The sequence below is a fragment of the Streptomyces ficellus genome (assembly GCF_030406405.1).
GTDB lineage: Bacteria > Actinomycetota > Actinomycetes > Streptomycetales > Streptomycetaceae > Streptomyces > Streptomyces ficellus_B.
This window is the reverse complement of sequence record NZ_JAUEPL010000039.1, coordinates 51791-68781: the sequence shown is the minus strand read 5'-3', so window position 1 is coordinate 68781 and position 16991 is coordinate 51791. Positions and strand designations below refer to the sequence as shown.

Sequence of the window (16991 nt, the reverse complement as noted above, 5' to 3'; positions counted from 1 at the left end):
TAAATATACGCCAGAAAAGGCCCCGGTCGTCCACCATTCGGACCGGGGTCTTTTCCGTCGCCGTGAACCGGGCGCCTCCGCCGGTCACTTGGCGTGATGATTCTTGTTCGTTCCGCTTACGGCGTGCGCGGCCGCCGCGCTGGGACGGCGCCCGGCGGGGTGGCGGCGGGTCGGTCGCTGTGTCGCGGGGAGCCGGGCTGCCGTGCCGGGGGTGTGCGTGGGCGTGCGGCGGAGGCTTCGGGCGGGCACCATGGGCGCATGCTGTTGGCCCGTCTCGCGGACGTCTCCCAGCGGATCGCCGCCACCTCCGCGCGATCGCGCAAGATCGACGCGCTGGCCGATCTGTTCGCGTCCGCCTCACCCGAGGAGGCCCCGCTGGTGATCTCGTACCTCGCGGGTCAGCTCCCGCAGGGGCGGATCGGCGTCGGCTGGAGCACGCTCAAGACACCCGTTCCGCCCGCCGCCGAGGCCACCCTGACCGTCGCCGACACCGACGCCGCGCTGACCGGCCTCGCGCGGGTCGCCGGTCCGGGCGCCCAGGGCGAGCGGCAGCGGCTGGTACGGGAGCTCATGGGCGCCGCCACCGCGCCCGAGCAGCAGTTCCTGCTGCGGCTCCTGACGGGCGAGGTGCGGCAGGGAGCCCTGGATGCGATCGCCCTCGAAGGCGTGGCCAAGGCGGCGGCGGCGCCCGCCGCCGACGTACGGCGTGCCGTCATGCTCGAAGGGTCGCTGCCCCGCGTCGCCCAGGCGCTGCTCGCCGAGGGCCCGGCCGCCCTGGAGCGGTTCCGCCTGCGGGTCGGCAGTCCCGTGCAGCCCATGCTGGCCCACACCGCCAAGAGCGTGCCCGAGGCCATCGCCGCCCTCGGCCCCTGCGTCATCGAGGAGAAGCTCGACGGCATCCGCGTCCAAGTGCACCGCTCCGGCGACGACGTCCGCCTCTACACCCGGTCACTCGACGACATCACCGACCGGCTTCCGGAGGTCGCGGCGATCGCGCGGGAGCTGCCGGGGGATCACTTCGTCCTGGACGGCGAAGTGATCGCACTCGACGCCGCCGGCCGCCCCCTGCCCTTCCAGGACATCGCCTCCCGCGTCGGCTCCCGCGTCGACGTGGCGACCGCCGCCGCCACGCTCCCCGTGTCACCGGTCTTCTTCGACGTCCTGGCCGCCGACGGCACCGTACTGCTCGACCTCCCCGGCCGTGAGCGGCACGCGGTCCTCGCCCGCCTCGTCCCCGAGCCCATGCGCGTGCGGCGCACCCTGGTCGAGGACCCCGGCGACCCGGCCCGGACCGACGCCGCCGAGACGTTCTTCGCCGACACCCTGCGACGGGGCCACGAAGGGGTCATGGTCAAGGCGCTGGACGCGCCCTACAGCGCCGGGCGGCGAGGCCGCTCGTGGCTGAAGGTCAAGCCCGTGCACACCCTCGACCTGGTCGTCCTCGCCGCCGAATGGGGCCATGGCCGCCGTACCGGCCTGCTGTCCAATCTGCACTTGGGCGCGCGGGCGGCCGGCGGTACGTATGTGATGCTCGGCAAGACGTTCAAGGGTCTCACCGACGCCATGCTGCGGTGGCAGACCGAGCGGCTTCGCGAACTGGCCGTCGAGGACGACGGCTTCACCGTCCACGTCCGACCCGAACTGGTCGTCGAGATCGCCTACGACGGTCTCCAGCGCTCCCCGCGCTACCCGGCCGGAATCGCGCTCCGCTTCGCCCGCGTCCTGCGCCACCGCCCCGACAAGCCAGCGACGGAAGCCGACACCATCGACCAGGTCCTGGCGGCCGGCGGTCAGTCCAGCGTGGTGTAGCGGTAGCGGGCCCACAGCGGCAGCACGAACCAGAACACCACGTACCAGGTCACCACGCCCGCGACCAGCCACGGCACGAACTCGTTATGGGTGGCCACGCGCAGCACCAGGAACAGCGCCGAGACCAGCGTCGCCAGCAGCAGCACGAGCCCGAGGAACGTCAGTCGTGACGCCCAGACGACCGCCTGCGGCTTGATGCGCCGCCCCGACACGATGCGGTGGAACGACACCGGCCCGATCAGCGCCCCGGTGGCCGAGGCGCCCAGCGCCACCGTGATGACGTAGATGGTCTTGTCGGTGCTCGGCAGCTCCGCGAAAGTCGGCGCGAAGACCACCGTGAGCAGAAAGCCGAACAGGATCTGCACACCCGTCTGGGCGACGCGTATCTCCTGGATCAACTCCCCCCACCGCCTGTCCGCCCGCTCGTCCTCCGTCTCACGCCGTCCGCGGTCCGTCATGCCGCCGTCCTCGGACGTGCCCCGCTGTCTCGACTCAGGCTCAGACATGCGACCTGCCACGCTCCGTCCCGTCCTTGTCATGTAACCCGCTTGTCTTGTAACCCGAGATGCCACGCTCAACCAGCCGCCCAAGCCAGCCGCCCACCCAGTCCCACCCAGCCGCCCGAGCCAGGCCACCGAACCCGCCCCGCCCACCACGCCCCGCCCGGTACGGCACCAGACGGAACTCCTCGGGTGTCGCGCAGGCGGAACGTGACCGGACACGTCAGGGCGCCCCATGCTCGTACGCACACCTCTTGGGCAGGCCCCGGGACAACCGGACACCAGATGCCGAAAGGAGCCGTGCCACGTGCGTGCCACCCCCGCCATCGCGCCTGCCATCGCCCCCGCCATCGCGCTCCTCGTGCCGACCGCGCTGGCGCTCGCCGGCTGCTCCGTACCGTGGGAGGAGCTGCGGGCCGTCTCCACCGTGACCGCCGCCTTCACGGCCCGTACGCAGGCGGCCGACACAGCCGCCGCCTGTGAGCTCCTCGCCCCCGGCACCCGTGAGGAACTCGCCCACGATCCCGGCCCCACCTGGGCGGCAGCACTGTCCGACGCGGACCTGCCGAACGCCGGGGATGTCCGCTCCACCGATGTGTACGGCCGCCAGGCCCGTGTCGAGTTCGACCGGGACACCTACTTCCTCACCTCCTTCGCGGACGGCTGGAAGGTCAACGCGGCCGGTTGCACACCCCGCATCCGACAGCCCTACCGCTGCCTCGTGAAAGGGAGCTGAACCGCCGCATGCGCACCATGTTCACGCTGTACCTTCTCGTCGTGTTCTGCGGTGTGCTGTTCTTCAGCGTGCTGGGGATGACCCACCGGTGACGCGCGCGGGCCGCTTCCTCAAGGACAACGGCATCTCCGTCACCTTCGGCGCCGCGTTCCTCGTCTCCCTCTTCGGCCAGGCGCTGGCCGGGCAGGCCGTGTACAACGACGAGTTGCGCTCGGTCGGCGCTGGTCCCCTCGCCTTCGGCGACTACCTGACGACCTCCCACTTCGCGGTCGACGTCACGGAGAACTGGCAGTCCGAGTACCTGCAGTTCTTCCTGTTCCTCTTCGCCACGGTCCGGCTCGTCCAGCGCGGCTCGCCGGAGTCCAAGGAACTCCACAAGGTGGGCGTCGAGTCGGCGGAGGATCAGCGCATGGGGGAGCACGCCCGCGCGGACTCACCGCGCTGGGCGTCCGTGGGAGGGATCGGGCAGGCCCTGTACTCGCGGTCCCTGGGCATCGTGATGTTGCTCGCCTTCATCGGTTCCTGGTACGCCCAGTCCGTCGCCGGCGCGGCGGCGTACGGCGAGGAGCGCCTGCGTGAACTACAGGCCCCGGCCCCCTGGGCGGACTACGTCCTCACGGCCGACTTCTGGAGCCGTACGCTGCAGAACTGGCAGTCCGAGCTCCTCGCCGTCGGCTCCATGGCGATCTCCGCCGTCTACCTGCGCCAACGGGGCTCACCGGAGTCCAAGCCGGTGGGCGCCGCCCACACCGCCACAGGAGTCGAAGGCTGAACCACCGGGCACACGCGGAACACGCCGCACGACGGCACACAACACACAACACACGGCACACAACACACAACACACGGCACACAACACACAACACACGGCACACGGCACACAACACACGGCACACGGCGGAACACAAAAGGCCGGGATGACGGCGAACGGGAAGACGGGAAACGGTATGACACGCGCGGCGGTCTTCGACGTCGACGGCACTCTCGCCGACACCAACCACCTGCACGTCACCACCTGGTGGGAGGCGTTCCGGCAGGCCGGGCACGACGTGCCGATGCACGCCATCCACCGTGCCATCGGCCTCGGCGCCCACGACCTGATCGATCACCTGCTCGGCGACGACCGGGACAGGGAACAGGACGACGCGATCAGCGCCGCCCACAAGACGCTCTACGGCACCTACTTCGACCGGCTGCCCGCCCTCCGCGACGCCGGCCGGCTGCTGAGGACCCTCGCGTCGGACGGCTGGACGGTGGTCCTAGCCACCTCGGCCGGGGGAGGGGAGCTGTCCGCGCTGCGCCGGGCCATCGACGCGGACGACGCCATCAGCGCCACCGCGAGCGCCGACGACGTGGCGGCGGGCAAGCCCGCGCCCGAGCCGGTGCGGCACGCGCTGGAACTGGCCGGGGCGCCGGCCGGACGTTCCGTGTTCGTGGGGGACACCGTCTGGGACATGCGGGCCGGCACCCGGGCGGGCGTCACCTGCGTGGGCCTGCTGTGCGGTGGCATCCCACGGGCGGATCTTACGGAGGCGGGGGCCGCCGTGATCTACGACGACCCCGCCGACCTGCTGGCGCGCCTGGACGGCAGCCCGCTGGGCGGGACCGGCTGACGGCGCGCCGAGCGCGTCACTTACCGAGCTCCCGCTGGAGCTCCGACTTGGTCATGGACGACCGGCCCTGGACGCCACGCCGCTTGGCCTCCTCGTACAGCTGGTCGTACGTCGGGCCCTTCGTTCCGCTGCTGCCGGAACGCTGCCCGCCCCGCTTGGAGGACGACATGTCCTGCTTGGAGGTCTTGCTCGCGGTCTTGGACTCGCCCGAGCGTGCCCGCTCCTTGTTCACCGTACGGGCGGCGATCTCCTCGGCCCGCTTCTCGCCCGCGCCGCGCTTCTTGGAGCTTTCCTTGATGTGCTCGTACTGCCGCTCGCGCTTGGGGCTGGATCCTGCTGGCATTCGTTCCTCCTGACGGCCCCCCTTGCGGACCCCCCTGCAACTCCTCACCCTCGTACCAGGCACCCCCCTGCGCAAACGCGCCGGCGAAGATCGTGATTGGCGGGCCGCAGCCGAGGTATTCGTGCCTGTACGGCTAGTGGACGCACCAAGGAGTGGAGCGACGTGGAGAGCAACGGAACCAGGAACCACCCCGCGGACTGCGACGTCACCGTGCAGCTCAGCGACTGCGGCCGCCAGGACGCGCAGACCGTCTTCGACACGCTCGACCGCGTCTTCGCGGGCTGCGACGTGCCCGCCTCGGGGCCGGAACAGCCCCACCTGCACGAGCCGACCGTGTGGATGGCGACGTTCGACAGCTCCGCCCGGTCGGGCGGCGAACTGCCCGCCCCGCCGCGCCTGACCACACCGGTCACCGCCGTCCTGACGGGTGACCACCACGCCGTGGCGGAGGTGGAGAAGGCGCTCGATGGGCTGTTCGAGGTGCGGTCGGCGTCGTCGATCCCGGGCGAGCACGAGAAGGAGGCACGCCTGGTGCTCGCGCCGCGCTGAGCGGCCGACACGGCTGAGGAACCGGCACGCTCCGTCACGACGCCTCGTTGCGCCGTACGACGTAACGACGTAACGACGTAACGACGTAACGAGGCGTCCCTGAGCATGCCGTGGCGCCCCCGCCTCACGCCCCACGACGGCGGAAGCCGACCTCCTTCGCCTCCACCGTCCGGGCGCCCATGTTCCGCCGCATCATCTCCAGCGCGGCGTCCGCCAGCGACTCGTGGATGTGGGCCACCGCGTCCGTCGGCACTGTCACCTCGATGTGCCGGATGTGCGCGTCGAGCGCCGAGTACAGCACGCACTGCTCGGTCACCTGACCGCACAGCACGACATGACCGACGCCGAGCTGTCCCAGGAGGTACGCCAGCGGCGTCTCGAAGAAGATCGAGTGCCGTGCCTTCACCACGAACAGGGAGGAGCCGTCCGGCCGGACCGGCTCCACCAGCTCGGCGTGCGGCCCCGCCAGTGCGGTGTCCAGGATCTCGCCGTGGTGGGAGCGCCACTGGCCGAAGTTGTCATTGACGTAGATCACGGGTACGTCGCGCTCCCTGGCCCGCGCCAGCAGCTCCACCAGGACGGGCAGGGCCCGGCGCACGGAGGGGATGAGCAGCTCGGCGTCCTCGTGCTCGTACGTATTGATCATGTCGATCACGATGAGTGCCGACCCGTCACCCGCGTCGCCCGGCTTTTCGGTCGTGCCCATCGCGCGCGTCAGCCGAGCGCCTCGCGCAGCGCGGGCAGCAGCGTCTTCGCCGACCAGTCCAGGAAGGCGGGCTGCGACTCACCGCCGATCTGCACGAGGGCGATCTCGGTGAACCCCGCGTCGGCGTACGGCTTCACCGCCGCCACGAAGTCCTCCGGATCGTCACCGCACGGGATCGACTCGGCGACGTCATCCGGCTTCACGAACTGGGTGGCCGAGTCGAACGAATCCGGGTGCGGAAGCTCGGAGTTGACCTTCCAGCCACTGCCGAACCACCGGAACTGGTCGTGCGCGCGGCGCACGGCGGCGTCCTTGTCCGGGTCGTAGCAGACCGGCAGCTGACCCACCCGGGGCTTGCCCTGCCCGCCGTGCCGGTCGAAGGACGTGAGGAGCTCCGCCTTGGGTTCCGTCGCGATGACCAGGTCGGCGAGACGGCCGGCCAGCGCGCAGGAGCGTTCTCCGGAGACCGCGAGGCCGATGGGCGGCGGCTCGTCCGGCAGATCCCACAGCCGGGCGGATTCCACGTCGAAATGGGTCCCGCGGTGGTTCACATGGCCGCCGCCGAAGAGCGCCCGGATGATCTCCACGGCTTCCTCGAGCATCTCGTGGCGTACGTCGACGGAGGGCCAGCCGCCGCCGACGACATGCTCGTTGAGGTTCTCGCCCGAGCCCAGGCCCAGCCGGAACCGGCCCTCGGACAGCAGTTGCAGCGTCGCGGCCTTCTGGGCGACGACGGCCGGGTGGTACCGGAAGGTGGGGCAGGTCACATACGTCATCAGGGGGATGCGCGAGGTGGCCTGCGCGGCCGCTCCGAGCACCGCCCAGGCGTAGGGGGCGTGGCCTTGTGAGCGCAGCCAGGGGAAGTAGTGGTCGGAGGTCACCGAGAAGTCGAAGCCCGCCTCCTCGGCCTGGACGACATGGTCCACCAGGGCACGGGGGCCGGCCTGCTCGGTCATCATCGTGTATCCGATTTGCACCATAAGCCGCCGACTTCCCAGAAGGTCGGCGCGAAAACATCGCCGACTCCCCGGTACGCACGGTGTTCGCCGCCCCGGCCTGCCCGTACGCCGCCCCCGATCGCCGGACCGTGCGACCCTGAGCGAGAGACGCGAGAGCCGAAGGAGCGCGGCGATGACGCAGCAGGCCCGGGAACTTCTGGACGCCACCGCACAGGCGCTCGCCCCTCAGCAGGGTGCCAACCGGCTCGTGGACGCGATCGCCGAAGGCGCCGCGAGCCGCATCGCGATCGGCACCCTCGCCATGGAACAGCGCCACATCGTCGCCTCCGACCGCCGCTCCCTGCTGCACCTGGCCGCCCGCGCGGCCGCCCGCCCCCGGGGCGCCTCGCTCTTCACGACCCTCGCGGAAGGTGAGGCCCACGCCCAGGACCGGCTCTACGCCCTGCTGACCGGCTGCGGCGTGGACGAGGTGGCGGCGGCGGCGTACGAACCGCTGGCCGGCTGCCAGGCCTATCCGGCGTACGTGGCGTGGCTGGCCCTCAACGGCGACCCGGCCGACGTGGCGGTCGCCCTGCACGCGAATTTCGCCGCCTGGGGCGGATACTGCGCCACCCTCGCCGGGGCGCTGCGCAGCCGGTACGGATTCAGTGACGAGGCCTGCGGCTTCTTCGACTTCTTCGCCCTGCCGGCCCCCGCCCTGAAGGAGCAGGCCGTCGCCGCCGTACAGGAGGGCCTGGACGACGGGAACGTCACCATGCCGGCGGCGCTCCGTTACGGGCGGCTGCTCCAGGCCTACGAGGCGATGTTCTGGGACACGCTGTGGGAGGCCACCGGGCGGCCCTGACCCGGGTCGGTCGCACTCGATCCCCCTCGGCGACCACCCGGCCGCACCCGATCGACGCGCGTTCGCGTGGCCGGAATGCGGGTACCCGCCGAGCGTCCTGCTGCCCAGGGGGCAGACCGGAGATCCACGCGGGAGGCATCCATGGCCGTGCGGCACCAGCTGATCAAGACGCCCCCCGAGGCGGTGTGGGCCGTGCTGTCGGACGGGTCGCGCTACAGCGACTGGGTCGTCGGCACTTCCTCGTCCCGGCAGAAGTCCGGCGACTGGCCGAAGACCGGCTCCGTGATCGAGTACACCGTCCGCCTGGGCCCGTACACGGCCTCGGGCGAGACCGTCGTACGGCTCCACGAGCCGCCCCGGCGCCTGGAGCTGGAGGCGCACAGCGGCGCGCTGGGCACGGCCCGGATCGCCATCGAGGTACGCCCCTGGGGCGACGAGTCGCTCGTCATCATCGACGAACACCCCTTGCGCGGACCCGGCGGCTTCCTGCACAACGCGGCCGTCGACGCCCTGCTCCAGCTGCGCCACCGCGCCATGCTCCGCCGCCTGGCCGACCTCGTCGAAAAGATCGAACAGGGCACCGGCACGCAGGGCGTTCGGGCCGCGCGGGAGGCCCCATGACACCCGGCACGGGGCCCGTCGCAGCGCCCGACACGGTGCCGGACGCGGTGGTCATCGGTGCCGGACCCAACGGGCTCGTGGCGGCCAACGTGCTCGCCGACGCCGGCTGGTCGGTCGAGGTACTGGAAGCACAGGACGAGCCCGGCGGGGCGGTGCGCAGTGACCGCGGGGTCCACCCCGACTACGTCAGTGACGTGTTCAGCGCCTTCTACCCGCTGGCCGCCGCCTCCCCCGTACTGTCCCGTCTCGCCCTTCACGAGGAGGGCCTGCGCTGGAGCCACGCGCCTCGCGTGCTGGCCCACCCGCTGCCCGACGGGCGGTGCGCGGTGCTGGAGCGCGACCGTACGGCCACGGCGAGCGCGCTGGAGCGGTTCGCCCCCGGCGACGCCCTGGCCTGGGACAACCTGTGCGACATCTGGGACCGCATCGGGGAGGACGTCCTTGCCGCCCTGTTCACGCCCTTCCCTCCGGTACGGGCCTCCGCCCGGCTTCTCGCCCGCCTGCGCGGCGCGGGCGGCCTGCGCCTGGCCCGCACGATGCTGCTCCCGGTACGGCGCCTGGCGGAGGAGGAGTTCCACGGCGAGGGGGGACGGCTGCTGCTGGCCGGCAGCGCCCTGCACGCCGACCTCGCCCCCGAGTCGGCGGGCAGCGGCGGATTCGGCTGGCTGATGTGCATGCTCGGTCAGACGCACGGCTTCCCCGTGCCGGTCGGCGGGGCCGGCGCGCTCACCGGCGCGCTCGTACGGCGCCTTCAGCGGCGTGGCGGCGTGGTGCGCTGCGGGGAGCGGGTGGTGGAGGTGACCGTCCGCTCCGGACGGGCGGTGGCGGTGCGGACGGCCGCAGGCGAGACGGTGCCGGTGAACCGGGCCGTCCTCGCCGACGTGGCGGTACCGGATCTGTACGGGAGCCTCGTCGGCCCCCAGCACCTGCCGCCCCGGCTGCTCGACGACATGCGCCGCTTCCAGTGGGACTGGGCCACCTTCAAGGTCGACTGGGCGCTGTCGGGCCCCCTGCCGTGGGCGGCCGGTGAGGCGGCGGCCGGCGCGGGCACGGTGCATGTGGCGGACGGGATGGACGAGCTCACCCGGTTCTCGGCCCAGCTCGCGATGCGGCAGGTGCCCGACCGGCCGTTCCTGCTGGTCGGCCAGATGACCACGGCCGACGCGACCCGCTCCCCGGCCGGAACGGAGTCGGCCTGGGCGTACACCCACGTACCGCACCGCGTCGGCGGCGACGCGGGGGAGGACGGCATCACGGGCGGCTGGGACACCCGTGAGCAGCAAGCCTTCGCCGACCGCGTCGAGGCGCAGGTCGAACGCTTCGCGCCCGGGTTCCGCTCCCTCGTCCGCGCCCGCCGCGTCCTGGCCCCGCCGACCCTCCAAGCGATGGACGCGAACCTGTACGAGGGGGCCATCAACGGCGGCACCACGGCGATGCACCAGCAGCTCGTCTTCCGCCCCGTCCCCGGCACCGGGCGCCCCGAGACCCCCGTGGAGGGCCTCTACCTCGCCTCCGCGGGCGCCCACCCCGGGGGCGGCGTCCACGGCGCCCCCGGCGCGAACGCCGCCCGCGCGGCCCTCCGCAGCATCCGCCCCGTGCGCCGTGTCCTGGCCGGTGCGCAGACCGCCCTGGCCTCCCGTGGCCGCCGCGCCTCCTCCCCGGACCTGCCGCCCACGGCATAGCGCGCGGACCGGATGCGTGCCTTCTGCGCCGTTCACCGCCCCTGCCAGTCGTATACAACGCGCGCACGGCGTGGCCCGCACGGCGGAGAAGGCCGTGCGGGCCACGGGAATGGGCTCGGCGCGAAGTCCCCTGGAGCCGCCCCGAGTTCACAAAAAACCCGGCGTGCTCAGAAGTGCGCGCGCAGAGGGCGCGCTCAGAAGGAGAAGACGGCCGACCCTTGCGACTGCAAGATGCACGAATTGGCGTACGTCTTCTCGAAGTTGACGCGCCGGCCTTCCCAGGTGCCCTCCGCCGTGACGACGACCGGGTCGTAGATCTTGATGCAGGGCCGCCCCTCGTCACCGCCCAGCCGGTCGAACCGCCCGTCGGCCTGGCGCAGTTCGGCACACGCCCGCTGCGGCGCCGGGTGCGTCCCACCCGGGGTCGGAGTACAGGTGAGCGTCACCGCCCGCGTGGGTACGGCGGTCGCGGCGTCCTCGCCTTGGGCGACCGTGAGCACCAGCGCCGTCGGTGCGTAGAGCCGCGGTTCGGGCGCGGCGGCCTTCGCGGCGGCCCCCGAGACGGTCATGGGCCCGAGGACCCCCGCTGTGGCCAGACCGCAAACGATGGCGCGCCTTACCAGTTTCCGCATGGCATGAAACCTCTCACTCGATTCCGGTTCGGTGCGGCAGCCACATTGCCTCGCTCGTCCTGTTGACGCACATTCAGCGGAGCTTTTCGGTTTGGTCTGTTATTCAAGCGCTGACGCGAAACGTATTCCCCCGGCGTGGCTCCGGACCCCACGTCCCCCCTCCCACCAGCCACTTGAGGGGTGCTCGAATACGGTTCAAACGTCCACCATGCGTAGAACCTTACGGGTGGTCGGGAATCAACACGTCCGAAACATGACGGCAACACGTAGGGTGGGGGGAGCGATGGGATCCAGCCTCCGTCGCGAGCCCCGGCGTAAAACGAACTTTCATCAGAAGGTAATGTTCGGGCAAAGTTGATGTAGCCGTCGTGGCGCACGATCGGAAACGCGTCGCACCCCGGTGCCGCGCGCCCCGACGGCACTGCGGCGACCCCGCAGACATGTTCCTCAGACCCACCCCCCACGCACCAGACACTGACCCGACCACACCGCGCCCCGGGCCCCAACACCCCGGCGCAGGAGGCAGGCCGCCATGAAAACCCTGATCGACAACGCCCGAATGTTCCCCACCCAGGTCGCCCGGCGACCTGAGGAGTTCCGCGAACTCGCCGCCGGACAAGCGCCTCAGGCGCTGTTCATCACGTGTTCCGACTCCCGGGTGATCCCCTCCCTGATCACCGGCGCCCGTCCGGGCGAGCTCTTCGAACTCCGTACCGCGGGCAATGTCGTCCCGCGCTACGACCTGGCACGGCCGAGCGGCGAGGCCGCCACCGTCGAATACGCCGTCCGCGTCCTCGGCGTCCGCGACATCGTCGTCTGCGGACACTCCCACTGCGGCGCCGTCGGCGCCCTCGTACGCGGTGACGACCTCTCCGCCGTCCCCGCCGTACGCGGCTGGCTCAACCACTCCATACCCGAGCCGCCGGACACCCAGGACCTGGCCCAGGCCGTGCGCCGGCACGCCGTGGCGCAGATCGCCACCCTCCGCGGCTACCCCGCTGTGGCGGAGCGCCTCGAACAGGGGCAACTGACGCTCCACGCCTGGTACTACGAGGTCGACACCGGTGTGGTGAGCAGTCACCGGCCGGAACGGGACGGAGAGTTCATGCCGCTGTGAGGCGGCCGCAGGACCTCCCGTATCCCGTTCCGTTCGTCCGCCGTCCGCGCGGACCGCACCGCTAGGAACCGACCCTCATGTTCTCCTTGTTGAAAGACCCCTCAGTGCTGCGCCGCGACATCCTCGCGTCGCTCGTCGTCTTCCTCGTCGCCCTGCCCCTGTGCGTGGGCGTGGCCGTCGCCTCCGGCGTCCCCGCCGAACTCGGCCTGGTCACCGGCATCGTGGGCGGGCTCATCGTCGGCGCCCTGCCCGGCAGCTCCCTCCAGGTGAGCGGCCCCGCCGCGGGCCTGACCGTCCTGGTGTACGAAGCAGTCCAGGAGTTCGGCCTCGGCGCGCTCGGTGCCATCGTCCTCGTATCCGGGCTACTCCAACTCTTGCTCGGCGCCCTGAAGTTCGGCCGCTGGTTCCGGGCCATTTCCGTCGCCGTGGTGCAGGGCATGCTCGCCGGCATCGGCCTGGTCCTGATCCTCGGCCAGGTGTACGCGATGGCCGACACCGATCAGCCGTCCGGCGGCCTCGGCAAGATCGCCGGCCTGCCGGACCTGGCGGGCTCCGTCGTCTCCGGCGGCACCGCGCTCACGGCGTTCCTCATCGGCGCCGGAACCGTGGCCATTCTCGTCCTGTGGCCACGGCTCCCCGCCCGGGCCCGGGTGATCCCCGGCCCGCTCGTCGCGGTGGCCCTCGCCACCGCCGTGGTCGCCGTGTTCAACCTGCCCGTCGCCAAGGTCGAGGTGCAGGGCCTGCTGGAAGCCGTCCAGCCCCCCGGCCTGGGCGACTTCGGCGACCTCGCCGGAGTGGCGGCGATCGGCACGGTCCTCGCGTTCACCCTGATCGCCTCGGCCGAGAGCCTGTTCAGCGCGGCCGCGGTGGACCGCATGCACGACGGGCCGCGCACCGACTACGACAAGGAGCTGATGGCTCAGGGAGTCGGCAACACCGTCTGCGGCGTACTCGGCGCGCTTCCGATGACCGCCGTCATCGTCCGCAGCTCCGCCAACGTCCAGGCCGGTGCCCGCACGGCCCTCTCGCGCATCCTGCACGGCCTGTGGCTGCTGCTGTTCGTCGCGCTGCTGCCCGCCGCCATCGGCGTCATCCCGCTCGCCGCGCTCGCCGGCGTGCTGGTGCACGCCGGCTGCAAGCTCATACCCGTCAAGGAGCTGGCCCCGCTGTGGCGCGAACACCGGGGCGAGGCGGTGATCCTCGGCATCACCGCCACTGCCATCCTGGTCACCAACCTCTTCGAAGGCGTGATGCTGGGCCTGCTGCTCGCGGTCTGCAAGACCGCGTGGGAGACCTCCCACCTCCACGTGGACGTCCGGGAACTGACCGGTGGCCGTCTGGTCGCGGCCATCACCGGCAACGCCACCTTCCTGCGGCTGCCGAGGATCCTGGGCGAGCTGGAGGCCCTGCCGAAGGACCGGCCGATCGAGCTGGACCTGTCGGGGCTGCGCCACCTCGACCACGCGTGCCGTGTCGCCCTGGAGAACTGGGCGCAGCGCCACAACGACGCCGGTACGGAACCGGTACGCATGCTGCCTCCGGCCGGAGCCGCGGTTCAGGTCCCGTCGGCGTCCAGCACGTAGTCGACGACGGACGAGGGCGTCAGCCGGTCGTTCTTGATGATCGCAACGGCCTCGTTCCGGGCCCGGGCCCGGGCCCGCGCTCGTGCTCGGTGGCCTGGGCGGTCGCGGCACCGGCGGTGAGCAGCACGCCGGTGGCCGCGGCCATGGCGGTGGCACGGAAGTTCAAGGTTGCCGTCTCGACTCCTGGATCGTTGCATCCTGCCGCCCGGTCCCGCCTCATGGGCGCCCACGGCGGTCGCGACCGCTGGTGACCGGCGGAGACCTGCCTGTTGACCAGAATGACGGAAAAGGAGTTATATAGGAGATAAAGGGCAGATAAAGTCTTCCACAGGAGGCGGGCCCGCGATGACCACTCATCCAAGCATCGAGCAACACCCCGATCTGGCCGAGATGCGCTCCCGGTTCGAACGGGCGACCAGCACTCCCCGCGGCCAGGCCGTCGAGACCCTCGGTCTTCTGACGGGTCTCTACCTGGCGGCCTCCCCATGGATCGCCGGGTTCAGCGGTCTCACCACTCTGGCGGTGACCAACCTGATCACCGGTATCGCCTACGCCCTGTGCATGGGCGGATTCACCTCGGCGTACGAGCGGACCCACGCCATGGCCTGGGCCGCGTGCGCCATCGGCGCGTGGACGATCGTCTCACCGTGGGTCGTGGCGGGTAACGTCGATACGACCCGCAGTGTGGTCAACAACGTCATCGTCGGCGCCGTGGCACTGCTGCTCGGACTGGCCATGGCCGCGGCCGCGATGAGCGATCGCCGCGGACGCGGACGCGCCCGCGGAGGCCCCGGCCCCGCCGCCATGGAGCGATGAGCTGACACGCTCGACCCGGAAGGCTCCGGTGCCGACGGCACCGGAGCCTTTCAACTCGGCTTCTTGCTCAGCTTTCAGCCCAGGGTGATGACCACCTTGATGTCGTTGTCCTGAGCTTCGAAAGCCTCGGTGGCGCGTTCCAGCGGTACCCGCCTGGTGATCATCCGCTCCAGCCATGCGATGTCCGCTTCGGCCAGTGCGTCGGCGGCCTGGTGGTAGTGGCGCAGGTTGGCGTTGACCGAGCCCACCACCGCGTCGTTCTCCAGCACCAGTTCCCGGTTGATGCTTCCGGCGTCGATGGACAGACGCCGCCCCTTGGGGGACACGCCGGCGAGGCAGATGACCCCATAGGTCGCGGTCCCCGCCATCGCGTCGAAGACCACAGGCCCCGCCCCCGTCGCCTCGATCACCACGTCGGGACGCAGCGCGGACGTCACCTGACCGACGTCCTCACTGTGATACGTGGCCCCCAGGGCAGCCACCAGAGAGGGCTTCGGCCCGGCGGTGACCCGGTCCAGAACGTGCACCTCCAGTCCGCGCTGCACGCCCAGGAGCGCGGCCAGCAGGCCGATCGGACCCGCCCCGGTCACAAGGGCCCTCCGCGGCTCGAACCAGGACCGGCCGCCGACCCGTTCCACCTGCTCCCATGCCTTGGCGACCACGGTGGTGGGCTCCATCAGCACCCCCACCTCCTCCAGGCCCGGAGCCAGCTTGACGGCGTAGTCACGCTCCACGGTCCACAACTGACTGGCATATCCGTCGCGTTCCTTGATGCCCCGCTCGGTGTAGTGGCCGTTGCGGCACATGTCGAACTCGCCCCGTGCGCACGCGCCGCACGGCTCGGGATCGGGCCGCCGTACCACCCCCACCACCAGGTCCCCGGCCTCGAAACCGCTGCCCGGCGGGGCCTGGTGGACCCGGCCGAGCGATTCGTGGCCCAGGATCAGCCGGTCCCGACCCGGCGGCGCCCACCCGTACTCGCCGGCCACGATCTCCTTGTCGGTACCGCAGACCCCGACTGCCAGCCCCGCCACCAGCAGCTCGCCCCCGCCGGGCACCGGCTCGGGAACGTCCCCGACTTCCAGTGACTGAGCGGTCATGGGCCGGACGGTTACGGCGCGCATAAGCGGTCTCCCACGCGGACATCAGGGGCCGGGCATCCCAAGGCAGGGTCTTTCACGGCTGTGAGTGCCCAGGCCGCGCGTCCATATACCTGCCCTGAACACCTGCGCTGACCGCCGAAGGCGCCGACAGCCGGGCCCGGTGACGTAACGGACTCAGTCCTGGAACGCGGCGACGGCGTCGAATGCCACCTCGCGCAACGTGCGGTGCACGTTCCGTCTGGCCCCCCGGACGGTGATCGCGACCGGGTCGGGGCGCATGGTGGCGGCCCGGAGCAAGGCGTAAGCGCACGCCAGGTCGATCCGCGTGAGGTTGTGCATGTTCAGCACCCATGTGCGTGCCTCTGTCAGCCGCGGGTCGGCGAACCGTTCCTCCAACTCGCGGACCATGTGCGCGTCCAGTGCCCCCCGGAAGTCCAGAACCGCGCGCTGCCCGTCAGCCGACGTGATCGTGACGGGCGCGGTCTGCGGCACGGCGGCGGCGCTCGGATCACTTGCCACGGCGGGCCTCCTTGCCGGTCAACCAGCTCTGCACCCTTCCCTCCATCCTGCCACCGTCCGCTTCCCTACGGCACGGACCCCGCCTCCCGCTTCAGGCGCTCACCGAGGGTGCGGGCGAAGTCCTCAGCCCGCTGAAGCTGGGTGCGCAGCTTCGCCACCTGCTCCGTGGCGGCTCTTTCGTAGGTGCTGACGCGCTCCAGCAGGGCATCGCGCTCGTCCGGATCGAGACCGTCCACGGCGTCCAGGCGGTCGGTGGCGTCAAGGAGGTCGCGCATCTGGTCGAGGCTGAACCCCAGCGGCTTCATGCGGCGGATCACCATCAGGCGCTCGACATCCCGCTCGGTGTAGAGGCGGAAGCCACCCTGGGAGCGGGCGGAGGGGACGACGAGGCCCGTCTCCTCGTAGTGCCGGATCGTCCGCAGAGACAGCCCTGTGCGCTCGGCGACCTCCCCGATCTGCATATGCGTGCTGTCCATGCGCCGGCCTTACCGTTCGTGATCGCTACTGAGGTGCCCAGGCAACCACCTGGCGCATCTCTACCCTAACGTTAGGGTAGAGTTCGAGTGAGTGGCGGTCGCGGCTTGTACTGTGCCCGCCGTCGCAGTGCCGGGGCCGATGGTGCCCCCGGCGAAGATCCGATGCCTTGCAGGAGAGAGCGTGCGCGAGTCCTTGGTGCCCGGCGCCGCTGCCTGCCCGCCGTGAAGCTTCGCCCCTGACTGATCACGACCCCCACCGACCCGCGGCCCGCGGCCCGTCCGCTCGCCGCACACCGCGTCGGGCCTGCTTGAGGCCTTCGGCCGGCCGTGCCCCGCGTCGACCGCCGGGCGCCCGTGTCCGCCCGGGCTCGCCGGTGCCCTTC

The 16991-nt window shown here is 71.3% G+C and carries 19 protein-coding genes; 11 read left to right on the top strand and 8 right to left on the bottom strand.

What is annotated here, in order from left to right:
- Window positions 1–258: 258 nt before the first annotated feature.
- Entirely contained in the window at window positions 259–1809 is a 1551-nt protein-coding gene (locus QWM81_RS22945) for an ATP-dependent DNA ligase (RefSeq protein WP_290114178.1), read from the top strand.
- On the opposite strand, the gene QWM81_RS22940 is transcribed toward QWM81_RS22945, so the two are convergent.
- A complete protein-coding gene (locus QWM81_RS22940) occupies window positions 1791–2267 on the bottom strand; it encodes a DUF6328 family protein (RefSeq protein ID WP_290114177.1) in 477 nt (158 codons plus the stop codon). The genes QWM81_RS22945 and QWM81_RS22940 overlap by 19 nt on opposite strands.
- Window positions 2268–2616: 349 nt before the next feature.
- Here QWM81_RS22940 and QWM81_RS22935 point away from each other — a divergent pair, with 349 nt between their 5' ends.
- The 3 genes from QWM81_RS22935 (at window position 2617) to QWM81_RS22925 (ending at window position 4658) form a co-directional block, all read left to right on the top strand.
- Window positions 2617–3045: a hypothetical protein gene (locus QWM81_RS22935; RefSeq protein WP_290114176.1), complete on the top strand. Its 429-nt coding sequence runs from the start codon at window positions 2617–2619 to the stop codon at window positions 3043–3045.
- A gap of 88 nt (window positions 3046–3133) precedes the next feature.
- Window positions 3134–3817, top strand: coding sequence for a DUF6766 family protein (locus QWM81_RS22930; RefSeq protein ID WP_290114175.1), 684 nt, complete (start codon window positions 3134–3136; stop codon window positions 3815–3817).
- Between the two features lie 175 nt (window positions 3818–3992).
- Entirely contained in the window at window positions 3993–4658 is a 666-nt protein-coding gene (locus QWM81_RS22925; RefSeq protein ID WP_290114174.1) for an HAD family hydrolase, read from the top strand.
- Between the two features lie 16 nt (window positions 4659–4674).
- Here the strand turns inward: QWM81_RS22925 and QWM81_RS22920 are convergent, their stop codons facing one another.
- On the bottom strand, window positions 4675–5001 hold the full coding sequence (locus tag QWM81_RS22920; RefSeq protein ID WP_290114173.1) for a plasmid stabilization protein: 327 nt from the start codon (window positions 4999–5001) through the stop codon (window positions 4675–4677).
- Window positions 5002–5163: 162 nt separating this feature from the next.
- Between QWM81_RS22920 and QWM81_RS22915 the strand changes: the two genes are divergently transcribed.
- The gene (locus QWM81_RS22915) at window positions 5164–5550 is read left to right on the top strand and encodes a hypothetical protein (protein WP_290114172.1); all 387 of its coding nucleotides are present in this window, start codon (window positions 5164–5166) and stop codon (window positions 5548–5550) included.
- Window positions 5551–5674: 124 nt separating this feature from the next.
- On the opposite strand, the gene QWM81_RS22910 is transcribed toward QWM81_RS22915, so the two are convergent.
- The gene (locus QWM81_RS22910; protein WP_290114170.1) at window positions 5675–6256 is read right to left on the bottom strand and encodes a cysteine hydrolase family protein; all 582 of its coding nucleotides are present in this window, start codon (window positions 6254–6256) and stop codon (window positions 5675–5677) included.
- A gap of 8 nt (window positions 6257–6264) precedes the next feature.
- The gene (locus QWM81_RS22905; protein WP_290114168.1) at window positions 6265–7236 is read right to left on the bottom strand and encodes an LLM class F420-dependent oxidoreductase; all 972 of its coding nucleotides are present in this window, start codon (window positions 7234–7236) and stop codon (window positions 6265–6267) included.
- Window positions 7237–7387: 151 nt separating this feature from the next.
- On the opposite strand from QWM81_RS22905, the gene QWM81_RS22900 reads away from it, so the two are divergent.
- The 3 genes from QWM81_RS22900 (at window position 7388) to QWM81_RS22890 (ending at window position 10362) form a co-directional block, all read left to right on the top strand.
- On the top strand, window positions 7388–8059 hold the full coding sequence (locus tag QWM81_RS22900) for a transcriptional regulator (RefSeq protein ID WP_290114166.1): 672 nt from the start codon (window positions 7388–7390) through the stop codon (window positions 8057–8059).
- 141 nt (window positions 8060–8200) lie between these two features.
- Window positions 8201–8680: an SRPBCC family protein gene (locus QWM81_RS22895; RefSeq protein ID WP_290114165.1), complete on the top strand. Its 480-nt coding sequence runs from the start codon at window positions 8201–8203 to the stop codon at window positions 8678–8680.
- Between the two features lie 35 nt (window positions 8681–8715).
- Window positions 8716–10362, top strand: a complete 1647-nt coding sequence (locus QWM81_RS22890) for a phytoene desaturase family protein (protein ID WP_290114188.1) — start codon at window positions 8716–8718, stop codon at window positions 10360–10362.
- 194 nt (window positions 10363–10556) lie between these two features.
- Here QWM81_RS22890 and QWM81_RS22885 read toward each other — a convergent pair whose 3' ends face one another.
- Complete coding sequence (locus tag QWM81_RS22885) at window positions 10557–10931, bottom strand: subtilase-type protease inhibitor (protein ID WP_290114164.1); 375 nt, start codon at window positions 10929–10931, stop codon at window positions 10557–10559.
- A 595-nt stretch (window positions 10932–11526) separates the two neighbouring features.
- Here QWM81_RS22885 and QWM81_RS22880 point away from each other — a divergent pair.
- The 3 genes from QWM81_RS22880 to QWM81_RS22870 all read left to right on the top strand — a co-directional run bounded on the left by QWM81_RS22880 (window position 11527) and on the right by QWM81_RS22870 (window position 14510).
- Window positions 11527–12111: a carbonic anhydrase gene (locus tag QWM81_RS22880; protein WP_290114163.1), complete on the top strand. Its 585-nt coding sequence runs from the start codon at window positions 11527–11529 to the stop codon at window positions 12109–12111.
- A 77-nt stretch (window positions 12112–12188) separates the two neighbouring features.
- Window positions 12189–13694 (top strand): SulP family inorganic anion transporter, encoded by a 1506-nt coding sequence (locus QWM81_RS22875; protein ID WP_290114162.1) that lies wholly within the window; start codon window positions 12189–12191, stop codon window positions 13692–13694.
- A gap of 345 nt (window positions 13695–14039) precedes the next feature.
- A complete protein-coding gene (locus QWM81_RS22870) occupies window positions 14040–14510 on the top strand; it encodes an SPW repeat protein (protein ID WP_290114160.1) in 471 nt (156 codons plus the stop codon).
- A 74-nt stretch (window positions 14511–14584) separates the two neighbouring features.
- Here the strand turns inward: QWM81_RS22870 and QWM81_RS22865 are convergent, their stop codons facing one another.
- The 3 genes from QWM81_RS22865 to QWM81_RS22855 form a co-directional block, all read right to left on the bottom strand.
- Window positions 14585–15634, bottom strand: a complete 1050-nt coding sequence (locus tag QWM81_RS22865) for a glucose 1-dehydrogenase (RefSeq protein WP_290114159.1) — start codon at window positions 15632–15634, stop codon at window positions 14585–14587.
- A gap of 153 nt (window positions 15635–15787) precedes the next feature.
- Window positions 15788–16132, bottom strand: a complete 345-nt coding sequence (locus tag QWM81_RS22860) for an STAS domain-containing protein (RefSeq protein ID WP_290114158.1) — start codon at window positions 16130–16132, stop codon at window positions 15788–15790.
- A 65-nt stretch (window positions 16133–16197) separates the two neighbouring features.
- Complete coding sequence (locus QWM81_RS22855) at window positions 16198–16608, bottom strand: MerR family transcriptional regulator (protein WP_290114157.1); 411 nt, start codon at window positions 16606–16608, stop codon at window positions 16198–16200.
- Window positions 16609–16991: the final 383 nt, after the last annotated feature.

What these genes read in the sequence shown, in the direction of transcription:
- QWM81_RS22905 (WP_290114168.1), bottom strand. Translation starts at nt 7,236, where the DNA reads ATGGTGCAAATCGGATACACGATGATGACCGAGCAGGCCGGCCCCCGT.
- QWM81_RS22855 (WP_290114157.1), bottom strand. Translation starts at nt 16,608, where the DNA reads ATGGACAGCACGCATATGCAGATCGGGGAGGTCGCCGAGCGCACAGGG.
- QWM81_RS22875 (WP_290114162.1), top strand. Translation starts at nt 12,189, where the DNA reads ATGTTCTCCTTGTTGAAAGACCCCTCAGTGCTGCGCCGCGACATCCTC.
- QWM81_RS22945 (WP_290114178.1), top strand. Translation starts at nt 259, where the DNA reads ATGCTGTTGGCCCGTCTCGCGGACGTCTCCCAGCGGATCGCCGCCACC.
- QWM81_RS22870 (WP_290114160.1), top strand. Translation starts at nt 14,040, where the DNA reads ATGACCACTCATCCAAGCATCGAGCAACACCCCGATCTGGCCGAGATG.
- QWM81_RS22900 (WP_290114166.1), top strand. Translation starts at nt 7,388, where the DNA reads ATGACGCAGCAGGCCCGGGAACTTCTGGACGCCACCGCACAGGCGCTC.
- QWM81_RS22925 (WP_290114174.1), top strand. Translation starts at nt 3,993, where the DNA reads ATGACACGCGCGGCGGTCTTCGACGTCGACGGCACTCTCGCCGACACC.
- QWM81_RS22865 (WP_290114159.1), bottom strand. Translation starts at nt 15,634, where the DNA reads ATGCGCGCCGTAACCGTCCGGCCCATGACCGCTCAGTCACTGGAAGTC.
- QWM81_RS22940 (WP_290114177.1), bottom strand. Translation starts at nt 2,267, where the DNA reads ATGACGGACCGCGGACGGCGTGAGACGGAGGACGAGCGGGCGGACAGG.
- QWM81_RS22895 (WP_290114165.1), top strand. Translation starts at nt 8,201, where the DNA reads ATGGCCGTGCGGCACCAGCTGATCAAGACGCCCCCCGAGGCGGTGTGG.
- QWM81_RS22910 (WP_290114170.1), bottom strand. Translation starts at nt 6,256, where the DNA reads ATGGGCACGACCGAAAAGCCGGGCGACGCGGGTGACGGGTCGGCACTC.
- QWM81_RS22920 (WP_290114173.1), bottom strand. Translation starts at nt 5,001, where the DNA reads ATGCCAGCAGGATCCAGCCCCAAGCGCGAGCGGCAGTACGAGCACATC.
- QWM81_RS22885 (WP_290114164.1), bottom strand. Translation starts at nt 10,931, where the DNA reads ATGACCGTCTCGGGGGCCGCCGCGAAGGCCGCCGCGCCCGAACCGCGG.
- QWM81_RS22880 (WP_290114163.1), top strand. Translation starts at nt 11,527, where the DNA reads ATGAAAACCCTGATCGACAACGCCCGAATGTTCCCCACCCAGGTCGCC.